Here is a 22,424-nt window from a genome sequence, read left to right on the forward strand (position 1 = left end):
GGTCATTGGTGTCAGGCCTTGGCGCGGTCCAGCAGGTACTGGGTCAGCAGGGGCACTGGACGACCGGTGGCGCCCTTGTCCTTGCCGCCGCTGGTCCAGGCCGTGCCGGCGATGTCCAGGTGCGCCCAGTTCAGGTTCTTGGTGAAGCGCGAGAGGAAACACGCTGCGGTGATGGTCCCGGCTTTCGGGCCACCGATGTTGGCGATGTCGGCGAACGGGCTGTCCAGTTGTTCCTGGTACTCATCGAACAGCGGCAGTTGCCAGGCGCGGTCGTCGGCCAGTTGGCCGGCATTGAGCAGTTGGCCGATCAGCTCGTCGTTGTTGCCCAGAAGCCCGGAAGTATGGGCGCCGAGGGCGACGACGCAGGCGCCGGTCAGGGTCGCGATGTCGATCACCGCCTGCGGCTTGAAGCGCTCGGAGTAGGTGAGGGCGTCACACAGCACCAGGCGGCCTTCGGCGTCGGTGTTGAGGATCTCGACGGTCTGGCCGCTCATTGTCGTGACGATGTCGCCTGGGCGCGAAGCGGTGCCGCTCGGCATGTTCTCGGCGCAGGCCAGGATGCACACCAGGTTGATCGGCAGTTGCAGTTCGAGCACGGCGCGCAGGGTGCCGAACACACTGGCGGCGCCGCCCATGTCGTACTTCATCTCATCCATGCCGGCGCCCGGCTTGAGGCTGATGCCGCCGGTGTCGAAAGTGATGCCCTTGCCGACCAGCGCGTAAGGCTTCTCGGATTTCTTGCCGCCGTTGTATTGCATGACGATCAGGCGCGGCGGCTGGGCGCTGCCCTGGCCGACGGCGTAGAACGAACCCATGCCCAGGTCCTTGATCTTCTTCTCGTCGAAGACTTCGACCTTCAGGGCCTTGTATTCCTTGCCCAGGGCCTTGGCCTGTTCGCCGAGGAACGTCGGGTGGCAGATGTTCGGCGGCAGGTTGCCCAGATCGCGGGTGAAGGCCATGCCGTTGGCGATCGCGGTGGCGTGGGTCACGGCGCGCTGGACCTCGGCCTGGGCAGCCTTGATGGTCAGCAGGGTGATTTTTTTCAGGGCGCGAGGTTCGGCCTTCTGGCTCTTGAAGCGCTCGAACTGATAGTCGCCGTCCACCAGGGTCTCGGCCAGCAGGCGGTTCTTGCCGTAGCTGTCGCGGCCCTTGACCACCAGTTCGTCCAGCGCCAGGGTGGCTTCGCCGCCGCCCAGGCCCTTGAGGGTGCCCAGCGCTGCGGCAATGATCTTGCGGAAGGGACGGTCGCCCAGCTCGGTGTCCTTGCCCACGCCCACCAGCAGCACGCGCTCGGCCTTGAGGTTGGGCAGGCTGTGCAGCAACAGGCTCTGGCCGACCTTGCCGGCCAGGTCGCCGCGCTTGAGCACCGCCGAGAGGGCGCCGCCACTCAGGGCGTCGAGCTGGGTGGCGACGACGCCGAGCTTGCGGTTTTCGCCGACGGCAACCACCAGCGTGGCGGTTTTCAACGTTTCTGGGCTGACGCTTTTTACAACCAGTTCCATGTCCGGATCCCTGAGTGATTGGTCAAGATGCCAGGCGCTGACTGTGGCGAGGGAGCAAGCTCGCTCGCCACCCGTCCTGAGTGAAGCAGTCACGGTCGCGCCGGCGACAAAGGCCGCAGTTTGAACCCCGGCGCCCGAGCCTGACAACCCTCGGCGACGCTAACTTCACGGCTTTAAGCAGCGGCTTAAAGCGTGCGAAGTGACAGGCGCCTCCAATCACAGGATAATGCGGCTCTTTTTTCGGCGGCGCGCTGTGGTGGGCCGGCTCGATCTGTTCGCTTGTTTGGCCACCTTAGGTTTTTGTCTGAAAAGTCGCGCAGGCACTTTTCGTGCAAACCCTAGCCTGACAATCCTGGAGTGTCTGGTGTGATCGTCTTTCGTTATCTATCCCGTGAAGTCCTGCTGACCCTGAGCGCGGTCAGCGCCGTGCTGCTGGTCATCATCATGAGCGGGCGCTTCATCAAATACCTTGCCCAGGCGGCTTCCGGTGCCCTGGACCCGGGCTCCCTGTTCCTGATCATGGGGTTCCGCCTGCCGGGCTTCCTGCAACTGATCCTGCCGCTGGGCTTGTTCCTCGGTATCCTGCTGGCCTACGGCCGCCTGTACCTGGACAGCGAGATGACCGTGCTGTCGGCCACCGGCATGAGCCAGCAACGCCTGTTTCGCATGACGCTTTTCCCGGCCACGGTGGTCGCGCTGTTGGTGGCGTGGCTGAGCCTGAGCCTGTCGCCCCAGGGCGCCAACCAGTTCCAGTTGCTGATCAACCAGCAGGACGCGATGACCGAATTCGACACCCTGGTGCCGGGGCGCTTCCAGGCGCTGCGCGACGGGACGCGGGTCACCTACACCGAACAGCTGTCGGACGACCGGATCAACCTGGCCGGCGTCTTCATCACGCAAAAGAACCTGTCTGCCGACGGTAGCAAGGACCGCGGCATTTCCGTGCTGGTGGCCGAGAAGGGCAAGCAGCAGATCAGCCCCGAGGGCAATCGCTACCTGATCCTGGAAAACGGCTACCGCTACGACGGCAAACCGGGGCAGGCCGACTACCGGGCCGTGAAGTACGACACCTATGGCGTGTTGCTGCCCAAGCCCGAAGTCAGCGAAGAAGTCACCGACCGCGATGCAATGCCCACCGCCAGCCTGCTGGGCAGCGATGACATTCGCGCCCGTACCGAGCTGCAATGGCGCCTGTCGCTGCCGCTGCTGGTGTTTATCGTGACCCTCATGGCGGTCCCGTTGGCGCGGGTCAACCCACGCCAGGGTCGTTTCCTCAAGCTGCTGCCGGCGATTCTCCTGTATATGGCTTACCTGACCATCCTGATTTCCGCCCGCAGTGCCCTGGAGAAAGGCAAGATCCCGCCGACGCTGGGTCTGTGGTGGGTGCATGGGATATTCCTGGCCATTGGCCTGGCGCTGCTCTATTGGGAGCCTTTGCGCCTGAAGCTGGCCAGTCGTCGCAGCGCGCTGGAGGTGGCCCGTGGTTAAACTCGACCGCTACATCGGCAGCAGCGTGTTCATGGCGATCCTCGCGGTACTGGGGATCATCCTTGGCCTGGCGACCCTGTTTGCGTTCATCGACGAGATGAGCGACGTCAGCGATACCTACACCCTGGTAGACGTGGCCAGCTACGTGCTGCTGACCGCGCCGCGCCGGCTCTACGACATGCTGCCGATGGCCGCGCTGATCGGTTGCCTGATCGGCCTGGGCAGCCTGGCCAGCAACAGCGAGCTGACCATCATGCGCGCCGCCGGCGTATCCATCGGTCGGATCGTCTGGGCGGTGATGAAGCCGATGCTGGTGCTGATGCTGGTGGGGGTGCTGATCGGCGAGTACATTGCCCCTGCCACCGAGAACACGGCCCAGGCCAATCGCTCCCTGGCCCAGGGCGGCGGCGATGCGCAAAGCGCCAAGCACGGCCTGTGGCACCGCCAGGGCGACGAGTTCATCCATATCAACTCGGTGCAGCCCAACGGCATCCTCTATGGCGTGACCCGCTACCGGTTCGACGACCAGCGGCACATGCTTTCGTCGAGCTTTGCCAAGAAGGCCAACTTTGCCGAGGACCACTGGCAACTGAGCGACGTCACCACCACCCTGTTCCACGACAAGCGCACCGAAGTGGTTGCCGCGGCGCAAGAGCGCTGGGACGTGTCCATCAGCCCGCAATTGCTCAGTACCGTGGTGATGGCGCCTGAATCCCTGTCGATCACCGGCTTGTGGGGCTATATCCACTACCTGGCCGACCAGGGCCTGAACAACGGCCGCTACTGGCTGGCTTTTTGGGTCAAGGTGTTGCAGCCGCTGGTGACCGCCGCGCTGGTGTTGATGGCGATTTCCTTCATCTTCGGCCCGTTGCGCTCGGTGACCCTTGGTCAGCGGGTGTTTACCGGTGTGCTGGTGGGCTTCACCTTCCGCATCGCCCAGGACCTGCTCGGGCCGTCGAGCCTGGTGTTCGGCTTCTCGCCGCTGTTCGCGGTGCTGGTGCCGGCCGGCGTGTGTGCCCTGGCCGGGCTCTGGCTGCTGCGCCGGGCGGGTTGATTCAAACTCAAGGCGAGCGGGCTTCTGTGGCGAGGGAGCTTGCTCCCTCGCCACATGTTGCCATCGACAGGCGAACGTGACGCTCGCGCGGTCTATCAGGTACAATCGCCGGCTATTTTTCGGCGGGCTATGCCTGCAGCCTTTTTGAGTGTTGACCCGTGAGTGATTTGAGTCATATCCGCAATTTCTCCATCATCGCCCACATTGACCATGGCAAGTCGACGCTGGCCGATCGCTTCATCCAGATCTGCGGCGGCCTGGCCGAGCGTGAAATGGAAGCCCAGGTGCTCGATTCCATGGACCTCGAGCGTGAGCGCGGGATCACCATCAAGGCCCACAGCGTTACCCTTCATTACAAGGCTCGCGACGGCATCACCTATCAACTGAACTTCATCGATACCCCCGGCCACGTTGACTTCACCTATGAAGTCAGCCGGTCGCTGGCGGCCTGTGAAGGTGCGCTGCTGGTGGTCGATGCCGGCCAGGGCGTCGAGGCACAGTCGGTCGCCAACTGCTACACGGCCATCGAGCAGGGCCTGGAAGTCATGCCGGTGCTGAACAAGATCGACTTGCCCCAAGCCGATCCGGACCGTGTGAAGGAAGAAATCGAGAAAGTCATCGGCATCGATGCCACCGACGCCGTGACGTGCAGTGCCAAGACCGGCCTGGGCGTGGACGAAGTGCTCGAGCGCCTGGTAGCCACCATTCCCGCGCCGACCGGCAACATCGAAGATCCGCTGCAAGCGCTGATCATCGACTCCTGGTTCGACAACTACCTGGGCGTGGTCTCCCTGGTTCGCGTGCGCCAAGGCCGCGTGAAGAAGGGCGACAAGATCCTGGTCAAGTCCACCGGCAAGATCCACCTGGTGGACAGCGTCGGCGTATTCAACCCGAAACACACCGCTACCACCGACCTCAAGGCCGGTGAAGTGGGCTTCATCATCGCCGGCATCAAGGACATCCACGGGGCGCCGGTCGGCGACACCCTGACCTTGAGTTCCACCCCCGACGTCGATGTGCTGCCCGGCTTCAAGCGTATCCAGCCCCAGGTCTATGCCGGTCTGTTCCCGGTCAGCTCCGACGACTTCGAGGATTTCCGCGAAGCCCTCCAGAAGCTGACCCTGAACGACTCGTCCCTGCAATACACCCCGGAAAGCTCCGACGCCCTGGGCTTCGGCTTCCGTTGCGGGTTCCTGGGCATGCTGCACATGGAGATCATCCAGGAGCGCCTGGAGCGCGAATACGACCTGGACCTTATCACCACGGCCCCGACGGTGATTTTCGAGCTGTTGCTCAAGAACGGTGAAACCATCTACGTCGACAACCCGTCCAAGCTTCCGGACCTGTCGGCGATCGAGGACATGCGTGAGCCGATCGTGCGGGCCAACATCCTTGTGCCTCAGGAGCACCTGGGTAACGTCATTACCCTGTGCATTGAAAAGCGTGGCGTGCAGCACGACATGCTGTTCCTCGGTTCGCAGGTCCAGGTGACCTACGACCTGCCGATGAACGAAGTGGTGCTGGACTTCTTCGATCGCCTGAAATCCACCAGTCGCGGCTATGCTTCGCTGGACTATCATTTCGATCGTTACCAATCGGCTAATCTGGTGAAGCTGGATGTGCTGATCAACGGTGAGAAAGTCGATGCCCTGGCATTGATCGTGCACCGTGACAACGCGCACTACAAAGGTCGTGCATTGACCGAGAAGATGAAGGAACTGATTCCGCGGCAGATGTTCGACGTGGCAATCCAGGCCGCCATTGGCGGGCAGATTGTGGCGCGTACAACCGTCAAGGCGCTCAGAAAGAACGTATTGGCCAAGTGCTACGGTGGCGACGTCAGCCGTAAGCGCAAGCTGTTGGAAAAGCAAAAGGCCGGTAAAAAACGCATGAAGCAGGTCGGTAACGTGGAAATTCCACAGGAAGCCTTCCTTGCAGTGCTCAGGTTGGAATAGTTAGGTCCTATGTCGCTAAATTTCCCGCTGTTGCTGGTTATCGCCGTGTTTGTCTGCGGCTTGTTGGCGTTGCTTGATCTGTTGTTCCTGGCGCCCCGGCGCCGGGCGGCCATTGCCTCTTATCAGGGCAGCGTCAGCCAGCCTGACGGTGTGGTGGTCGAGAAACTCAACAAGGAACCGCTGCTGGTCGAATACGGCAAGTCGTTCTTCCCGGTGCTGTTCATTGTGCTGGTGCTGCGTTCGTTCCTGGTGGAACCGTTCCAGATCCCGTCTGGCTCGATGAAGCCGACCCTGGACGTGGGCGACTTCATCCTGGTAAACAAGTTTTCCTACGGGATCCGCCTGCCGGTGATCGACAAGAAGGTCATCGAGGTGGGTGACCCGCAACGCGGCGATGTGATGGTGTTCCGCTTCCCGAGCGACCCGAACGTCAACTACATCAAGCGGGTGGTCGGCCTGCCAGGCGACACGATCCGCTACACCGCCGACAAGCGCCTGTTCGTCAACGGCGAATCGGTGGCCGAACAGTTGCTCGGCTCCGAGCCGGGCACCTTGGGCAGCGCCGAGCTGTACAAGGAAAAACTCGGCGCGGTCGAGCACCTGATCCGCAAGGAAATGAGCCGCTACCGCGCGACGCCGGACCATTCGTGGACCGTCCCGGCGGGGCACTATTTCATGATGGGTGACAACCGCGACAACTCCAACGACAGCCGGTACTGGGATGATCCGAACATTCCCAAGGACCTGCTGGGCATGGTCCCCGACCGCAATATCGTCGGCAAGGCCTTTGCAGTCTGGATGAGCTGGCCGGAACCCAAACTCAGCCACCTGCCGAATTTCTCGCGGGTTGGCCTGATCAAGTAATCCCACACGGCGCTGTTGAACACAGCGCCGAATGCATTTCTGGAGCCTGCATAAGGCTGCCCGAAAGCTTGAAGCCAACGATAGTCAGGACGTTATTTTTGAACACAGCGTTAATTGTCCCAAGCCAACGGCGCTTTGCCGACCTGGCAGTGGAATCCAGCCACGAACTCTACGTGGGTAAACCGTGAGCGTTTCTCTAAGCCGTCTCGAGCGCCAGCTCGGCTATACCTTCAAGGATCCGGAGTTGATGCTCCTGGCCCTCACTCACCGCAGTTTTGCCGGTCGCAACAATGAGCGCCTGGAATTCCTCGGTGATGCGATCCTCAACTTCGTCGCCGGCGAGGCGCTGTTCGAGCGCTTCCCGCTGGCCCGTGAAGGCCAGTTGTCGCGTTTGCGCGCGCGCCTGGTAAAAGGTGAGACCCTGGCCGTGCTGGCCCGTGGTTTCGACTTGGGTGACTACCTGCGCCTGGGTTCCGGTGAGTTGAAAAGTGGTGGTTTTCGCCGCGAGTCGATCCTCGCCGATGCCCTGGAAGCGTTGATTGGCGCGATCTACCTGGACGCCGGCATGGAAAAGGCTCGCGAGCGCGTGCTGGCCTGGCTGACCTCCGAGATCGACAGCCTGACGCTGGTGGACACCAACAAGGACCCGAAGACGCGCCTGCAGGAGTTTCTGCAGTCGCGCAGTTGCGAGCTGCCGCGCTACGAAGTCGTGGATATCCAGGGTGAGCCGCATTGCCGAACCTTCTTCGTCGAATGCGAAGTTGTCTTACTGAATGAAAAAAGCCGAGGCCAGGGTGTGAGTCGTCGTATTGCCGAACAGGTAGCGGCCGCCGCAGCACTGATTGCCCTGGGCGTGGAGAATGGCAATGACTGATACAACCCTGACCCGTTGCGGCTATGTCGCCATTGTTGGCCGGCCGAACGTGGGCAAGTCCACATTGCTGAACCACATCCTCGGGCAGAAGCTGGCGATCACCTCGCGCAAGCCCCAGACCACCCGCCACAACATGCTGGGCATCAAGACCGAAGGCGCCGTGCAGGCGATCTACGTCGACACCCCTGGCATGCACAAGGGCGGCGAGAAGGCGTTGAACCGCTACATGAACAAAACGGCGTCGGCGGCGTTGAAAGACGTCGACGTGGTGATCTTCGTGGTCGACCGCACCAAGTGGACCGAAGAAGACCAGATGGTCCTCGAACGCGTCCAGTACGTGACCGGTCCCTTGATCGTGGCGCTGAACAAGACCGATCGCATCGAGGACAAGGCCGAGCTGATGCCGCACCTGACCTGGTTGCAGGAACAGCTGCCCAACGCCCAGATCATCCCGATCTCGGCCCAGCATGGCCATAACCTCGACGCGCTGGAGCGGGTGATCGCCGAACACCTGCCGGAAAACGATCACTTCTTCCCGGAAGACCAGATCACCGACCGCAGCAGCCGTTTCCTGGCCGCCGAGCTGGTGCGCGAGAAAATCATGCGCCAGATGGGCGCCGAGCTGCCGTACCAGATCACCGTCGAGATCGAAGAGTTCAAGCAGCAAGGCAAGACCCTGCACATCCACGCCTTGATCCTCGTCGAACGTGACGGCCAGAAGAAAATCATCATTGGCGACAAGGGCGAGCGCATCAAGCGCATCGGTACCGAGGCGCGCAAGGACATGGAGCTGCTGTTCGACTCCAAGATCATGCTCAACCTGTGGGTCAAGGTGAAGGGCGGTTGGTCGGACGACGAGCGGGCGTTGCGTTCGTTGGGTTACGGCGACCTGTAACCCCCAGTTCATGCGGGCGGGCTCTTGTGGCGAGGGAGCTTGCTCCCGCTCGGCTGCGAAGCAGTCGTGAAATCAGGCAATGCGGTGTGTCTGGCTGAACGAAGCCACTGGTTTTGGGGCTGCTTCGCAGCCCAGCGGGAGCAAGCTCCCTCGCCACATGGTTCCCCTCAACCATTGATATCTTTTGATACTCAGGCTCCTGATGTCGCCCACCCAACCCATCGCCCAATCCGCCTACGTCCTGCATTCGCGCGCCTACCGCGAAAGCAGCGCCCTGGTGGACTTCCTCACGCCGCAAGGGCGGCTGCGGGCGGTGTTGCGTGGGGCTCGGGGCAAGGCCGGGACGCTGGCGCGGCCGTTCGTGCCGCTGGAGGTCGAATTGCGTGGGCGCGGCGAGCTGAAGAATGTCGGGCGCATGGAAAGCAACGGCATCGCCGCCTGGCTCAACGGCGAAGCGTTGTTCAGTGGCATGTACCTCAATGAGCTGCTGATCCGCCTGCTGCCTGCCGAAGACCCTCACCCGGCTGTTTTCGACCATTACGCCGCCACGCTGCAAGCCCTGGCCGAAGGCCGTCCCCTGGAGCCGTTGCTGCGCTCGTTCGAATGGCGGCTGCTGGATGACCTCGGCTATGGTTTTGCCCTGGACACCGACCTGCATGGCGCGCCCATCGCGGCCGACGGCCTGTACCGCTTGCAAGTGGATGCCGGCCTCGAGCAGGTCTACCTGTTGCAACCGGGCTTGTTCAACGGCGCCGAACTGTTGGCCATGGCCGAAGCCGATTGGACCGCGCCAGGCGCCTTGTCGGCGGCCAAGCGTCTGATGCGCCAGGCCCTGGCGGTTCACCTGGGTGGCAAACCGCTGGTCAGTCGCGAGTTGTTTCGCAAGCCTTGATCAACCCGTATGCTGTGGGCCGTCCATTTGCCCATTCAGGAGCGCTTTTTCGTGAGCACCAGCCAACGCATTCTTCTCGGCGTGAACATCGACCATGTCGCCACCCTCCGCCAGGCCCGGGGCACGCGCTACCCTGACCCGGTCAAGGCCGCACTGGACGCCGAAGAGGCGGGCGCCGACGGCATCACCGTGCACCTGCGTGAGGATCGCCGGCATATCCAGGAGCGCGACGTACTGCTGCTCAAGGATGTGCTGCAAACCCGCATGAATTTCGAGATGGGCGTGACCGAGGAAATGATGGCGTTCGCCGAGCGCATCCGCCCGGCGCACATCTGCCTGGTGCCTGAGACGCGCCAGGAACTAACCACCGAAGGCGGCCTGGACGTGGCGGGGCAGGAAGCGCGGATCAAGGCGGCGGTAGAGCGGCTGGCGAAGACCGGTGCCGAGGTATCGTTGTTTATCGACGCCGACGAGCGGCAGATCGAAGCCTCCCGACGTGTCGGCGCCCCGGCCATCGAACTGCACACTGGTCGCTATGCCGACGCCGAAACCCCGTCCGCCGTGGCCGATGAGCTGCGGCGGGTGGCCGATGGCGTCACCTTCGGCCTGGCCCAGGGCCTGATCGTCAACGCCGGCCACGGCCTGCACTACCACAACGTCGAGGCCGTCGCGGCCATCAAGGGCATCAATGAACTGAACATCGGCCATGCGCTGGTGGCCCATGCGCTGTTCGTCGGGTTCAAGTCGGCGGTCTCGGAAATGAAAGCGCTGATCCTGGCGGCTGCTAAGGCTTGATCCATCGCCACACTCTGTGTGGCGACTCCTTTAAGCTTGCCGGATCCATTGTGGCGAGGGAGCTTGCTCCCGCTGGGCTGCGAAGCGGCCCCAAATTTTTGCGGTTGCTACGCAACCGAGCGGGAGCAAGCTCCCTCGCCACAGGTTCATCACAGCATCAGCGATTGTGTGGGGCTTTCAGAGCGGCGGGGTTTCCTGGTTCGGCTTGCTCTTGTCGACACCCGGCACGTGCAGGTTGCCCTCGGCCACCTGGTTGCCTTCGAGCTGCGGCTGCGTGACCCAGGTCAGGATGTCGTAGTAGCGCCGGATGTTCGCCACGAAATGCACGGGTTCGCCGCCTCGGGCGTAGCCGTAGCGGGTCTTGCTGTACCACTGCTTCTGCGACAGGCGCGGCAGGATTTTCTTCACGTCCAGCCACTTGTTCGGGTTCAGCCCTTCCTTGGCCGCCAGCTTGCGGGCGTCGTCCAGGTGACCGCTGCCGACGTTGTAGGCGGCGAGGGCGAACCAGGTGCGGTCCGGTTCTTCGATGCTCTCGTCCAGTTGGTCCTTCATGTAGGCCAGGTACTTGGCGCCCCCCATGATGCTTTGCTTGGGGTCCAGGCGGTTGGACACGCCCATGGCCTGGGCCGTGTTCTGGGTCAGCATCATCAGACCGCGCACGCCGGTCTTGGACGTGACCGCCGGTTGCCACAGCGATTCCTGGTAGCCGATTGCCGCCAACAGGCGCCAGTCGACCTTTTCCTGCTTGGCGTAGGTCTTGAAGTGTTGCTCGTACTTGGGCAGCCGCTGCTGCAGATGCTGGGCGAAAGTGGTGGCGCCCATGTAGCCGAGAACATCGACGTGCCCGTAGTAACGATCCTTGAGGCGCTGCAGGGTGCCGTTCTTCTGCACCTTGTCGAGGTAGCTGTTGATCTCGTTGAGCAGGCTGTTGTCTTCACCGGGGGCCACCGCCCAGCTCTGGCTGCGAGCGTCGCCCAGGTCGAAGGCCACGCGCACGTTGGGGAAGTACACCTGGTTCATAGCCACTTCGTTGGAGTCCACCAGGGTCAGGTCGATCTGGCCCTCGTCGACCATGCGCAGCAGGTCGACCACCTCCACGGCGTCGGACTCTTCGTATTCGATGCCGGGGTATTGCTGTTTCAATTGCGCCAGCTGCTCGGCGTGGGTGCTGCCCTTGAGCACCATGATCTTCTTGCCCGCCAGGGCCGCCGCGTCGGTGGGGCGCGACTGGCCGTTGCGGTAGATGACCTGGGGCGTGACCTCCAGGTAGGCGTGGGAAAACCGCACCTGCTTCTTGCGCGGCTCGCTGCTGACCAGGCCTGCGGCGGCCAGCACCGGGCCGTTGGGCTTGCCGATCTGGCTGAACAGGTCGTCGAGGTTGTCGGCGGTCTCGATCTTCAGCTCCACCCCCAAATCGTCGGCGAAGCGCTTCACCAGCTCGTATTCGAAGCCGGTTTCACCGTTGCGATCCTCAAAGTAGGTGGCGGGGCTGTTCCGGGTGATCACCCGCAGCACGCCATCCTCCTTTACGCGCTCCAGTGTGTTGGGTTTCTCAACACAACCACTGAGCACCAGGAAGAGTCCGGTTGCGATCAGCCACTTGGCATATCGCGGACGCAAAGCCGTTGGGGAAAACATCTGCGCAGTATACGCAAACGGCCCTTACCGCCATATCTCGACAGCAAATGGCCAGTCTGCTAGCGATTGCAAAACATGTCCGCAACTCAGGCCGGCCGGCGCGCGGCGGGTTTTATGGCACTGAAAAAAATCTCTGCACGAACATTGGAACGTGCGTCCAATCCGGTTTTTCGGGCAAAGACCGACATTCGGGGCGCATCCGGGGTGCCGTTTCGGGTGCCGTTGCCGGCGGTTTAGGCTAGAATGCACGGCCTCAAAGCACACCCCCTTCCCGAGGCTGTCCCGAAGATGTTGATCCTGCGCGGCGCTCCTGCCCTTTCTGCCTTTCGCCACAGCAAACTTCTTGAGCAACTGGGCCGATGCGTCCCGGCTGTCAGCGGCTTGTATGCTGAATTCGCTCACTTCGCCGAAGTCACCGGCGCTTTGACCGGCGACGAACAGCAGGTGCTCGCGCGCCTTCTGAAGTACGGTCCCAGTGTTCCCGTCCAGGAGCCCACCGGCCGCCTGTTCCTGGTACTGCCACGGTTCGGCACCATTTCGCCGTGGTCGAGCAAGGCCAGTGACATCGCCCGCAACTGCGGCCTGGCGAAAGTCCAGCGCTTGGAGCGCGGCATTGCCTTCTATGTCACCGGTGAGTTCAGCGAGGCCGACGCCCGGCTGATCGCCGAGAACCTGCATGACCGCATGACCCAGATCGTACTGGGCAACCTGGAAGAGGCCGCCGGCCTGTTCAGCCACGCCGAGCCCAAGCCACTGACCGCCATCGATGTGCTGGGCGGCGGGCGCGCCGCGTTGGAAAAAGCCAACGCCGAGCTGGGCCTGGCCCTGGCCGAAGACGAGATCGATTACCTGGTCAACGCCTTCCAGGGTCTGCAGCGCAACCCCCACGACATCGAACTGATGATGTTCGCCCAAGCCAACTCCGAGCACTGCCGCCACAAGATCTTCAACGCCAGTTGGGACATCGACGGCCAGAGCCAGGAAAAAAGCCTGTTCGGCATGATCAAGAACACCTACCAGATGCACAGCGAAGGCGTGCTGTCTGCTTATAAGGACAACGCCTCGGTCATCGTCGGCAGCGTGGCCGGCCGCTTCTTCCCGGACCCCGAGACCCGCCAGTACGGCGCGGTCCAGGAGCCGGTGCACATCCTGATGAAGGTCGAGACCCACAACCACCCGACCGCGATTGCCCCATTCCCGGGCGCGTCCACCGGTTCCGGTGGCGAGATCCGCGACGAAGGCGCCACGGGTCGCGGTGCCAAACCCAAGGCTGGCCTGACCGGTTTCACCGTGTCGAACCTACAGATCCCGGGCTTCGAACAACCGTGGGAAAAGCCCTACGGCAAGCCTGAGCGCATCGTCAACGCCCTCGACATCATGATCGAAGGCCCCCTGGGTGGCGCTGCGTTCAACAACGAATTCGGCCGTCCGGCGCTCACCGGTTATTTCCGCACCTTCGAACAATCCATCGCCACCCCGCGCGGTGAAGAAGTGCGCGGCTACCACAAGCCGATCATGCTCGCCGGCGGCATGGGCAACATCCGCGCCGAACACGTGCAGAAAGGCGAGATCGTGGTCGGCTCCAAGCTGATCGTCCTCGGTGGCCCGGCCATGCTCATCGGCCTGGGCGGCGGCGCTGCGTCCTCGATGGCCACCGGCACCAGTTCGGCGGACCTGGACTTCGCCTCGGTCCAACGGGAAAACCCGGAAATGGAACGCCGTTGCCAGGAAGTCATCGACCGTTGCTGGCAGTTGGGCGACAAGAACCCCATCAGCTTCATCCACGACGTCGGCGCGGGCGGTCTGTCCAACGCCTTCCCGGAGCTGGTCAACGACGGCGGCCGTGGTGGCCGCTTCGAATTGCGCAACATTCCAAACGACGAGCCGGGCATGGCCCCGCACGAAATCTGGAGCAACGAATCCCAGGAGCGTTATGTCCTGGCGGTCGGCCCGGCCGACTTCGACCGCTTCAAGGCCATCTGCGAGCGCGAGCGCTGCCCGTTCGCCGTGGTCGGCGAAGCCACCGCCGAGCCGCAACTGACCGTGACCGACAGCCACTTCGGCAACAGCCCGGTGGATATGCCGCTGGAAGTGCTGTTGGGCAAGGCCCCGCGCATGCACCGTTCGGCCGTTCGCGAAACCGAGCTGGGCGATGACTTCGACCCGTCCACCCTCGACCTCGCCGACTCCATCGAGCGCGTCCTGCATCACCCGGCCGTGGCAAGCAAGAGCTTCCTGATCACCATCGGCGACCGCACCATCACCGGCCTCGTGGCCCGTGACCAGATGGTTGGCCCGTGGCAAGTACCGGTGGCCGACGTCGCCGTGACCGCCACCAGCTTCGACGTCTACACCGGTGAAGCCATGGCCATGGGTGAGCGCACGCCGCTGGCGCTGCTGGACGCCCCGGCGTCGGGCCGCATGGCCATCGGCGAGGCCCTGACCAACCTCGCGGCCTCGCGCATCGGCAAAATCTCCGACATCAAGCTGTCGGCCAACTGGATGTCCGCCGCCGGTCATCCGGGTGAAGACGCCCGCCTGTACGACACCGTCAAGGCTGTCGGCATGGAGCTGTGCCCTGAGTTGGGCATCACCATTCCGGTGGGCAAGGACTCCATGTCCATGGCCACGCGCTGGAAAGACGAAGGCGTGGACAAGAGCGTGACCTCGCCGCTGTCGCTGATCGTGACCGGTTTTGCCCCGGTGACCGATGTCCGCCAGACCCTGACCCCGCAACTGCGCATGGACAAGGGCACCACCGACCTGATCCTGATCGACCTGGGCCGTGGCCAGAACCGCATGGGCGCCTCGATCCTGGCCCAGGTGCATGGCAAGCTCGGCAAGCAGGCACCGGACGTTGACGATGCCGAAGACCTGAAGGCGTTCTTCGCCGTGATCCAGGGCCTCAACGCCGACGGTCACCTACTGGCCTACCACGACCGTTCCGACGGCGGCTTGCTGACCACCGTGATGGAAATGGCCTTCGCCGGTCATTGCGGCCTGAACCTGACCCTCGACAGCGTGGCCGAGTCCGCCAGCGAAATCCCGGCCATCCTGTTCAACGAAGAGCTCGGTGCAGTGATCCAGGTGCGCCAGGACGCCACCCCGGACATCCTCGCCCAGTTCAGCGCCGCCGGCCTGGCCGAGTGCGTCTCGGTGATCGGCCAGCCGATCAACAACGCGCACATCGACATCACCTTCAACGGCGACACCGTCTTTGAAGGCCAGCGCCGCCTGTTGCAGCGTCAGTGGGCTGAAACCAGCTACCAGATCCAGCGCCTGCGCGACAACGCCGAGTGCGCCGAGCAGGAGTTCGACGCGCTGCTGGAAGAAGACAACCCGGGCCTGAGCGCCAAGCTCAGCTACGACGTCAACCAGGACGTGGCCGCGCCTTACATCAAGAAAGGCATTCGCCCACAGGTGGCGGTCCTGCGCGAGCAGGGCGTCAACGGCCAGGTGGAAATGGCGGCGGCGTTCGACCGCGCCGGTTTCAACGCGATCGACGTACACATGAGCGATATCCTCGCCGGTCGTGTCGACCTGAACGACTTCAAGGGCCTGGTTGCCTGTGGCGGTTTCTCCTACGGTGACGTGCTGGGGGCCGGCGAAGGCTGGGCCAAGTCGGCGCTGTTCAACAGCCGCGCCCGTGACGCGTTCCAGGGCTTCTTCGAGCGCAACGACAGCTTCACCCTCGGTGTGTGCAACGGTTGCCAGATGATGTCCAACCTGCACGAGCTGATCCCCGGCAGCGAGTTCTGGCCGCACTTCGTGCGCAACCGTTCCGAGCAGTTCGAAGCCCGCGTGGCGATGGTCCAGGTGCAGGAGTCGAATTCGATCTTCCTGCAGGGCATGGCCGGCTCGCGCATGCCGATCGCCATCGCCCATGGCGAAGGCCATGCGGAATTCGAAAGCGAAGAGGCGTTGCTCGAAGCCGACCTGTCCGGTTGCGTGTCGCTGCGTTTTGTCGACAACCACGGCAAGGTCACCGAAACCTACCCGGCCAACCCGAACGGTTCGCCGCGCGGGATCACCGGCCTGACCAGCCGCGACGGCCGCGTCACGATCATGATGCCGCACCCTGAGCGTGTTTTCCGCGCGGTGCAGAACTCGTGGCGTTCGGACGACTGGAACGAAGACGCGCCATGGATGCGCATGTTCCGCAACGCTCGCGTCTGGGTGAACTAAAGGCGTGTACAAGCTCTGCTTCTTCGTCCCGGCCAGCCATGTGGACGAGGTCAAAAGCGCCGTATTCGCTGCCGGTGGCGGGCGAATCGGCGACTATGACCACTGCGCCTGGCAAGTGCTGGGCCTGGGCCAGTTCCGCCCCCTGGACGGCAGCCAGCCGTTCATTGGCGAAGCGGGGCAGGTTGAGCAGGTCGAGGAGTGGAAGGTGGAGCTGGTTGTCGCTGATGAGCTGATTCGTGGGGTAGTGGAGGCTTTGAAACAGAGCCATCCCTACGAGACGCCGGCGTATGAGGTGTGGCGGTTGGAGGATTTTTGATCTTCCTGCGCTTGAATCGCTTAAATGAAAAACCCGCTGAGTGGATCGGCGGGTTTTTTATTGGGGGTGAGATTTGGGTGTATATCCGTTGCTGCGGTCATGGCTGCTTGCGGTTTCGCCCTTACGGCGGCTTACTTTTTTTCAGACGCCAAAAAAAGTAAGCAAAAAAGGCTTGGCCCCACCACTGGGCACCTCGCCCAGGCGAGGTGCCGAGTGGTGGGGCCAGCGTTCTTTGCTTACTTTCTTCTGGGCCGGCATTCCGGGGCGTTTGAAAGAAAGTAAGTCGCCGTAAGGGCGAAACCGCCAGCAGCCATTACCGCAGCAACGGATATGTCCCCCAAAAAATGTATGAAACATCCATAATTCCATGTGGCACTGGGCGTGGCGCAGATGATCGAGCTGGGCACGTTGCTGGCGAACAAATGCCTGGACCGGGCAGAGCTCCGGGTTTGATGCCATAAGCACCGGCCCCGTTGTCGGACTGGCCCAGCGGTCGCAGACCCCCTCGCCACAGCAGGGCGGGGGGGGCGTACAAGGCCTCAAGTGGACCCGTGGCGTCGGCTTGAAACTATTGGTGGACGTTCTCGAGTCGGCAAACTTCTTTTTCAATGCCGATGCACTCGACCGGTTCACCCACGCCTTTGTCGAATCGCCGCGCATTCATCAACAACCCGCCCTTGATGCCGCCGATAAATGCGAAGGCGCCTTCACGGTTGCCGGTATAGCGCCCGGACAGATCCACTGCAACGCTGTTGGGCCTGACTTCATACACCCAGCCACCGTTTTCGGCTTCCGTGACGGCCCAGATCTTGGCGTCGCTATAATCGCGGAACGCCATGACGAGAGATCGCGCAAAAGTGGATTCCGGGTGGTTCGCCAAACGCAGGTCCGGTGGCAAGGAGTTCCAGCTTCGCAAGCCTTGGGTCAGTGCATCCGCACCCTGCACCGGGTTGATTTTCACGGAGCTTACTGCCCACAGCGATTGCTTGTTCGTGACCCAGGCCAGCCCTTCGACAGGTACGAGCTTGTTCCAATCGATGGGGGTCGCGGCAACCTCCTGCATCGTCTCCTGGCCGGTGGGCTCGCGGTAGTTCGGGTTCGCAACGCAGTCGCGTGGGTCGTTTTTCTTGCAGGCCTGCTTGATAAAGATCCCTTTGACCCCCCCTGGGTAGCTGATTTCTTCCTCTGCCGGAATGGGGCCACCCGATTGCACTTGGTCGATACCGTGGGGCGCCTTGAACTCGAACACCCATTCCTTGGCGAACTTCTGTGCGATTTCCTGGCTGCGAGTCGTACTGCTGTAGACCGACCGTGGGGCGCCGGCCCCATGACCAAACCAGTCGTACATCCATGTGTCTACGGGGAAGGCGACGGATTTAGGCAGCAGCCCTTGCTGGAACGCCTCCAGACCCTGGCTGGTGGTGTCGCCCCGATAGAGCGTGTCCATGTCGGTTCGCCAGCGCAGGGAAGGGGTGGTCGCACGGATGTCCACGCTCGGGTCTGCCGTGACCTGAAGCCAGGCCTGATACCAGGGCTCTTCTTTCTGCGCCGAGCCCTGGGTTGCCGCCCACGCATAAGAACCCGCTTGCCAGGCGCCAGCCAACACCACGGCGACCGCCGTCGCCCGGATGAAACCGTTACTTCTACTCATGATTTGGACACCTCACCTGATACGAGGATGCCAATCGAATCACATACTTCATTACGACCTATTCTTCGAATTGACAGTTTAACTGCTGATTGCACAGTGCGAAGACCCCGCTGGGGTGCGCCTCGGTTCACTGCGTGAGACTGAGAATAGATGAAGGATTAGGGTTCGATGGCTTGATCTTGTAACAAGCTGATAGTCGAGGAATGGCAGGGGCAGGGTGGTGTGCGTCACTGGTCGGAAATATCCGTTACCTGTTATTTCTGACAGTAGATAAGCGTTGTGCGATGACTTTTAATCGAGGGTTTCAGGCGCGGTGGGGCACCCGATTGCATTGCGCCTGTTGAGTTGAGGGATGGCCGGGAAAGGGGTGTCGGCTGGTAGGGTGCTTTCGCGGGCGAGCCCGCTCCCACGGAGCAAATGCATTCGGGCATGCTTCGGCATGGCCGGGTTCCTAGAGGCTGGGATGCTCACTCCGCGTATGGCTGCGCCCACCGGCCCCTTCGCATCGCGGTGCTACGGCCGAATCTCGATCATCGTACCGTCGGGCACCAGGTTCCAGACTTCGCGCATGTCGACGTTGCGCATGGCGATGCAGCCGTCGGTCCAGTCCAGGGTGTGGAACAGTTCTTCAGGGTTTTCCTCGGTGTCCGGCGTGCCGTGGATCATGATCATGCTCCCCGGTTCCACCCCTTCGCGCCGGGCGCGGGCGGCGTCGCTGATGTTGGGGTAGGAAATGTGCATCGACAGGTAAAAGCGATCGCTGGTCTTGCGCCAGTCGATCCAGTAGAAACCCTCGGGGGTGCGCTTGTCGCCCTCGATCAGCTTGGGGCCTTTCTTGGCGCCCTTACCCAATGAAATGCGGTAGGTCTTGAGCGGTTTGCCGTCGTTGATCAATTGCAATTGATGGGCGGACTTGAGCACCAGCACTTTTTCGATGAGCTTGCCGTCGTAGGTTCCCAGCGCAGACGCCTGGGACAGGGCGGTGAACGACAAGCAGAACAGCACAAGCAACCAGCGCATTGACAGGGTATTCCTATGGGGTTTCAGGTATTGGCAGGTTGAGCCAGCGGCGGGATCGATTCGCTGCGCACCGGGTAGGCCTCGGCGCGACGGTCCGCGTAGAAATATTCCAGGGTGCGCCCCACGGTGCGAAACGCCAGTTCATCCCAGGGAATGTCGGCTTCTTCGAACAGTTGCACTTCCAGGCTCTCGGGACCGGCGGCGAAATCCTCGTCCACCAGTTCAGCGCGGAAGAATACATGCACCTGGCTGATATGCGGTACGTCTATCAGCGTATAGATGCTCAGGTTGCGCACCCGGGCGCAGGCTTCTTCGGCGGTTTCGCGCACGGCGGCCTGTTCGACGGTCTCGCCGTTTTCCATGAAACCCGCCGGCAGCGTCCAGTAGCCGCGCCGCGGCTCGATGGCGCGCCGGCACAGCAGGACTTTACTGCCCCAGGTCGGTACGCAACCGGCCACGATGTTGGGGTTCTGGTAATGGATGGTGTGGCAGGTGTCGCAGACAAACCGCAGGCGCGAGTCGCCTTCGGGTATGCGTTGGGTCACCGGGTTACCGCACTGGCTGCAGAATTTCATGCTGGGGTTCCTGAATGCTGCGCCTATCTTGGCGTGCGCGGGCGGGGTCGGCAAGTTGTCGTTTCGCGACACGACGCGGTGTCGGGGGTTGGGCCGCTTGAACGATTGGTGCATGATGCAAGGTAGCGAATAAATCGAGAAGTCTCATGCTGGACGAGCTACTGCATCGAGTAAGCAACCATACCCCGCGTGACCTGCAGGCCGACCGTCGCTTCCCTGAAGCCGCGGTGCTGGTGCCGATCACTCGCGGTGACGAGCCGGAGCTGGTATTGACCTTGCGCGCCAGTGGGCTCTCGACCCACGGCGGCGAAGTGGCGTTCCCTGGCGGACGCCGCGACCCGGAAGACCCGGACCTGATCTTCACCGCCCTGCGCGAAGCCGAGGAGGAAATCGGCCTGCCCCCCGGCCTGGTGGAGGTGATCGGCCCGCTCAGCCCGCTGATCTCGCTGCATGGGATCAAGGTCACGCCGTATGTCGGGGTGATTCCGGATTTTGTCGAGTACCAGGCCAACGATGCCGAGATCGCCGCGGTGTTCAGCGTGCCGTTGGAGTTTTTCCGCAAGGATCCCCGCGAACATACCCACCGTATCGACTACCAGGGCCGCAGTTGGTACACGCCCAGTTACCGTTATGGCGAATACAAGATCTGGGGTCTGACGGCGATCATGATCGTCGAGCTGGTCAACCTGCTGTACGACGCGGGCATCGACCTGCATACGCCGCCCAAGAGCTTCATCAACACCTGACGCCCCGAGGATTGCCATGAAATACCGTTTGGGCGATGCCCGTGTCGAAACCCATCCCGACAGTTGGGTCGCACCCAACGCCACGCTGGTGGGCAAGGTCCGCCTCGAAGAGGGCGTCAACGTCTGGTTCAACGCCGTGCTGCGCGGCGACAACGAACTGATCCTGATTGGCCGGAACAGCAACGTGCAGGACGGCACGGTGATGCACACCGACATGGGGTTCCCGCTGACCATCGGCACCGGCGTGACCATCGGCCATAACGCCATGCTTCACGGTTGCACGGTGGGCGACTACAGCCTGATCGGCATCAATGCGGTGATCCTCAATGGCGCCAGGATTGGCCGCAATTGCATCATCGGCGCCAACTCGCTGATCGGCGAGGGCAAGGAGATCCCCGACGGCTCGCTGGTGATGGGCTCGCCCGGCAAGGTGGTGCGCGAGTTGACCGAGGCCCAGAAGAAAATGCTCGAGGCCAGCGCCGCCCACTATGTGCACAACGCCCAGCGCTACGCTCGCGACCTGTCCGAGCAGGACCAATGAACGCGTCCGAGCGCCCGGTCCCTTCGCCCTGCGTGAGCATCTGCGCGCTGGACGATGACGACATCTGCACCGGTTGCCAGCGCAGCGTGGCGGAAATCACCCGCTGGAGCCGGATGGATAACGAAGAGCGGCGCAGCGTCCTGGCGTTGTGTCACGAGCGGGCGAAGGCCAGTGGGTTGGTGTGGATGTTGCCCGCACGATCCTGAATGTGAATACAGCCCCCTGTGGCGAGGGAGCTTGCTCCCGCTGGGCTGCGAAGCGGCCCCAACACAGTCGGCTCAATCTGCCTGACACACCGGGGTGGTCCATTTTAGGGCTGCTTCGCACTGGAACGCCAGCCCGGCCCAGCGGGAGCAAGCTCCCTCGCCACAAAAGCGTGTTCACTTGGGTTCAGCGCAACGCCCCAACCACCGATCCAACCCCACCACCCCCAGCGCAATCACCACAAACCCCGCCAATATCCCTCCGGCATTGATGAACACCTGTGGATAACCCAGGTTGGCCACATCAATGAAGGGGTAGGGATAGGCCGCCAGCAGATTGCCCCGCAACAAGATGTAGGCGAAATACACCAGCGGGTAGAGGATCCACAGCCCGATGTGGCCCAGGCGCAACGAGCCCTTGGGCACCCATTGCCACCAATAGATCAGGTAGAGCAGCGGCACCACGTCGTGCAGCAGCTCGTCGACCACGAACTGCCAGCCTTCGGGTTGCCACAGGTGCCGCAGCAGCAGGTTGTAGGCCAGGCTCACCAGGGCAATGCTGGCGGCGATGCCGCTGCGCACGGCGGGCCGCAGGAACCAGCGGCGCACGGCCGATGGCCGTGGGGTCTGTTCCCAGGTCAGCACCACGGCCACCAGGGTGTTGGTCAGCACGGTGAAGAAGCTGAAGCAATTGACCAGCCCACCCAACAGGCTCGCGCCCAGTTCCCAGCGCCCCAGCAGGATCAGGTACAACTGGATGCTCAGCCCCACCCAGGCCAGCAGCGCCGTCACCGACACGAAGTGCTGCCGCAGCGCGATGCGCCCATCCGAGCCCATGGCTCAGACCGGCCGCTTGGTGCGCATCAATTTGATGTAGAGACGTTCGACTTTCTCCCGCGCCCAAGGGGTCTTGCGCAGGAAGGTCAGGCTCGACTTGATGCTCGGGTCGCTCTTGAAGCAGCGGATGTCGATGCGCTCGGCCAGCCCGGACCATTCGTAGTGCTGCACCAGGACGTTGAGGATCTGCTCCAGCGTCACGCCGTGCAGCGGGTTGTTGTTGGGTTCGGTCATGGGGAGGCCTTTACGCGAAAAGGGTGAAAGCCGCGCACCTTAGCCGAGGTGCCCGTGGGGTGGAAGCCTAGCGTGCGCCATCGGGCGTCCGTGCGGTAGCTGTCGAGGTACACTGTTACCGATTTCGCGATGATCCATGTCAACAAAAGCACTTTCTCT

21 protein-coding genes are annotated in these 22,424 nt (G+C 62.5%); 14 read left to right on the top strand and 7 right to left on the bottom strand.

Translation table 11 applies throughout. From position 1 onward, the window contains the following. Positions 1–11: 11 nt before the first annotated feature. Complete coding sequence (locus AD664_RS21175) at positions 12–1,502, bottom strand: leucyl aminopeptidase (protein ID WP_053149372.1); 1,491 nt, start codon at positions 1,500–1,502, stop codon at positions 12–14. Positions 1,503–1,868: 366 nt separating this feature from the next. On the opposite strand from AD664_RS21175, the gene lptF reads away from it, so the two are divergent. The 8 genes from lptF (at position 1,869) to pdxJ (ending at position 10,319) form a co-directional block, all read left to right on the top strand. Then, complete coding sequence (lptF, locus tag AD664_RS21180) at positions 1,869–2,990, top strand: LPS export ABC transporter permease LptF (protein WP_053149375.1); 1,122 nt, start codon at positions 1,869–1,871, stop codon at positions 2,988–2,990. Then, positions 2,983–4,044, top strand: a complete 1,062-nt coding sequence (gene lptG / locus AD664_RS21185; RefSeq protein WP_042731878.1) for an LPS export ABC transporter permease LptG — start codon at positions 2,983–2,985, stop codon at positions 4,042–4,044. The genes lptF and lptG overlap by 8 nt, the downstream gene beginning before the upstream one ends. Before the next feature lie 158 nt (positions 4,045–4,202). Continuing rightward, entirely contained in the window at positions 4,203–5,999 is a 1,797-nt protein-coding gene (gene lepA / locus AD664_RS21190; protein WP_053149378.1) for a translation elongation factor 4, read from the top strand. A 9-nt stretch (positions 6,000–6,008) separates the two neighbouring features. Next, positions 6,009–6,863 carry a signal peptidase I gene (gene lepB / locus AD664_RS21195; RefSeq protein WP_042732746.1) on the top strand — a complete coding sequence of 285 codons (855 nt, stop codon included), beginning with the start codon at positions 6,009–6,011 and terminating at the stop codon, positions 6,861–6,863. A 184-nt stretch (positions 6,864–7,047) separates the two neighbouring features. Continuing rightward, a complete protein-coding gene (rnc, locus tag AD664_RS21200; RefSeq protein ID WP_042732747.1) occupies positions 7,048–7,737 on the top strand; it encodes a ribonuclease III in 690 nt (229 codons plus the stop codon). Continuing rightward, on the top strand, positions 7,730–8,632 hold the full coding sequence (gene era / locus AD664_RS21205; RefSeq protein ID WP_047737114.1) for a GTPase Era: 903 nt from the start codon (positions 7,730–7,732) through the stop codon (positions 8,630–8,632). The genes rnc and era overlap by 8 nt, the downstream gene beginning before the upstream one ends. A 202-nt stretch (positions 8,633–8,834) precedes the next feature. Continuing rightward, complete coding sequence (gene recO / locus AD664_RS21210) at positions 8,835–9,524, top strand: DNA repair protein RecO (protein ID WP_053149381.1); 690 nt, start codon at positions 8,835–8,837, stop codon at positions 9,522–9,524. Between the two features lie 9 nt (positions 9,525–9,533). Then, the gene (pdxJ, locus tag AD664_RS21215) at positions 9,534–10,319 is read left to right on the top strand and encodes a pyridoxine 5'-phosphate synthase (RefSeq protein WP_371260975.1); all 786 of its coding nucleotides are present in this window, start codon (positions 9,534–9,536) and stop codon (positions 10,317–10,319) included. Between the two features lie 177 nt (positions 10,320–10,496). Here the strand turns inward: pdxJ and mltF are convergent, their stop codons facing one another. Then, positions 10,497–11,957, bottom strand: a complete 1,461-nt coding sequence (gene mltF / locus AD664_RS21220; protein WP_080922146.1) for a membrane-bound lytic murein transglycosylase MltF — start codon at positions 11,955–11,957, stop codon at positions 10,497–10,499. A gap of 288 nt (positions 11,958–12,245) precedes the next feature. On the opposite strand from mltF, the gene purL reads away from it, so the two are divergent. From purL to AD664_RS28260, 3 genes are all read left to right on the top strand, one after another. Next, entirely contained in the window at positions 12,246–16,142 is a 3,897-nt protein-coding gene (gene purL / locus AD664_RS21225; RefSeq protein WP_047737109.1) for a phosphoribosylformylglycinamidine synthase, read from the top strand. Positions 16,143–16,146: 4 nt separating this feature from the next. Beyond that, positions 16,147–16,458: a YqfO family protein gene (locus AD664_RS21230; protein ID WP_053149384.1), complete on the top strand. Its 312-nt coding sequence runs from the start codon at positions 16,147–16,149 to the stop codon at positions 16,456–16,458. 369 nt (positions 16,459–16,827) lie between these two features. Next, complete coding sequence (locus tag AD664_RS28260; RefSeq protein WP_371260979.1) at positions 16,828–16,911, top strand: hypothetical protein; 84 nt, start codon at positions 16,828–16,830, stop codon at positions 16,909–16,911. A gap of 115 nt (positions 16,912–17,026) precedes the next feature. On the opposite strand, the gene AD664_RS21235 is transcribed toward AD664_RS28260, so the two are convergent. The 3 genes from AD664_RS21235 to AD664_RS21245 all read right to left on the bottom strand — a co-directional run bounded on the left by AD664_RS21235 (position 17,027) and on the right by AD664_RS21245 (position 19,704). Beyond that, on the bottom strand, positions 17,027–18,109 hold the full coding sequence (locus AD664_RS21235; RefSeq protein WP_157061587.1) for a hypothetical protein: 1,083 nt from the start codon (positions 18,107–18,109) through the stop codon (positions 17,027–17,029). A gap of 513 nt (positions 18,110–18,622) precedes the next feature. Beyond that, complete coding sequence (locus AD664_RS21240) at positions 18,623–19,129, bottom strand: murein L,D-transpeptidase family protein (protein WP_042730932.1); 507 nt, start codon at positions 19,127–19,129, stop codon at positions 18,623–18,625. A 23-nt stretch (positions 19,130–19,152) separates the two neighbouring features. After that, entirely contained in the window at positions 19,153–19,704 is a 552-nt protein-coding gene (locus AD664_RS21245; RefSeq protein ID WP_042730933.1) for an NUDIX hydrolase, read from the bottom strand. A gap of 146 nt (positions 19,705–19,850) precedes the next feature. On the opposite strand from AD664_RS21245, the gene AD664_RS21250 reads away from it, so the two are divergent. Genes AD664_RS21250 through AD664_RS21260 form a run of 3 tightly spaced genes read left to right on the top strand, consistent with a single transcriptional unit; the run spans position 19,851 to position 21,197 of the window. Then, positions 19,851–20,450, top strand: coding sequence for a CoA pyrophosphatase (locus tag AD664_RS21250; protein ID WP_047737096.1), 600 nt, complete (start codon positions 19,851–19,853; stop codon positions 20,448–20,450). Positions 20,451–20,466: 16 nt separating this feature from the next. Beyond that, a complete protein-coding gene (locus tag AD664_RS21255) occupies positions 20,467–20,991 on the top strand; it encodes a gamma carbonic anhydrase family protein (RefSeq protein ID WP_053149391.1) in 525 nt (174 codons plus the stop codon). After that, complete coding sequence (locus AD664_RS21260) at positions 20,988–21,197, top strand: DUF1289 domain-containing protein (RefSeq protein WP_053149394.1); 210 nt, start codon at positions 20,988–20,990, stop codon at positions 21,195–21,197. Before AD664_RS21255 ends, AD664_RS21260 begins: the two co-directional genes overlap by 4 nt. A gap of 174 nt (positions 21,198–21,371) precedes the next feature. Here AD664_RS21260 and AD664_RS21265 read toward each other — a convergent pair whose 3' ends face one another. Together AD664_RS21265 and AD664_RS21270 are read right to left on the bottom strand one after the other, a co-directional pair. Continuing rightward, positions 21,372–22,031 (bottom strand): Pr6Pr family membrane protein, encoded by a 660-nt coding sequence (locus AD664_RS21265; RefSeq protein WP_053149397.1) that lies wholly within the window; start codon positions 22,029–22,031, stop codon positions 21,372–21,374. 3 nt (positions 22,032–22,034) lie between these two features. Further along, positions 22,035–22,265, bottom strand: a complete 231-nt coding sequence (locus AD664_RS21270; protein ID WP_042730938.1) for a VF530 family DNA-binding protein — start codon at positions 22,263–22,265, stop codon at positions 22,035–22,037. Between the last annotated feature and the right edge of the window lie 159 nt (positions 22,266–22,424).

Source organism: Pseudomonas sp. P97.38, assembly GCF_001269745.1.
GTDB classification, from domain to species: Bacteria; Pseudomonadota; Gammaproteobacteria; order Pseudomonadales; family Pseudomonadaceae; genus Aquipseudomonas; species Aquipseudomonas chlororaphis_E.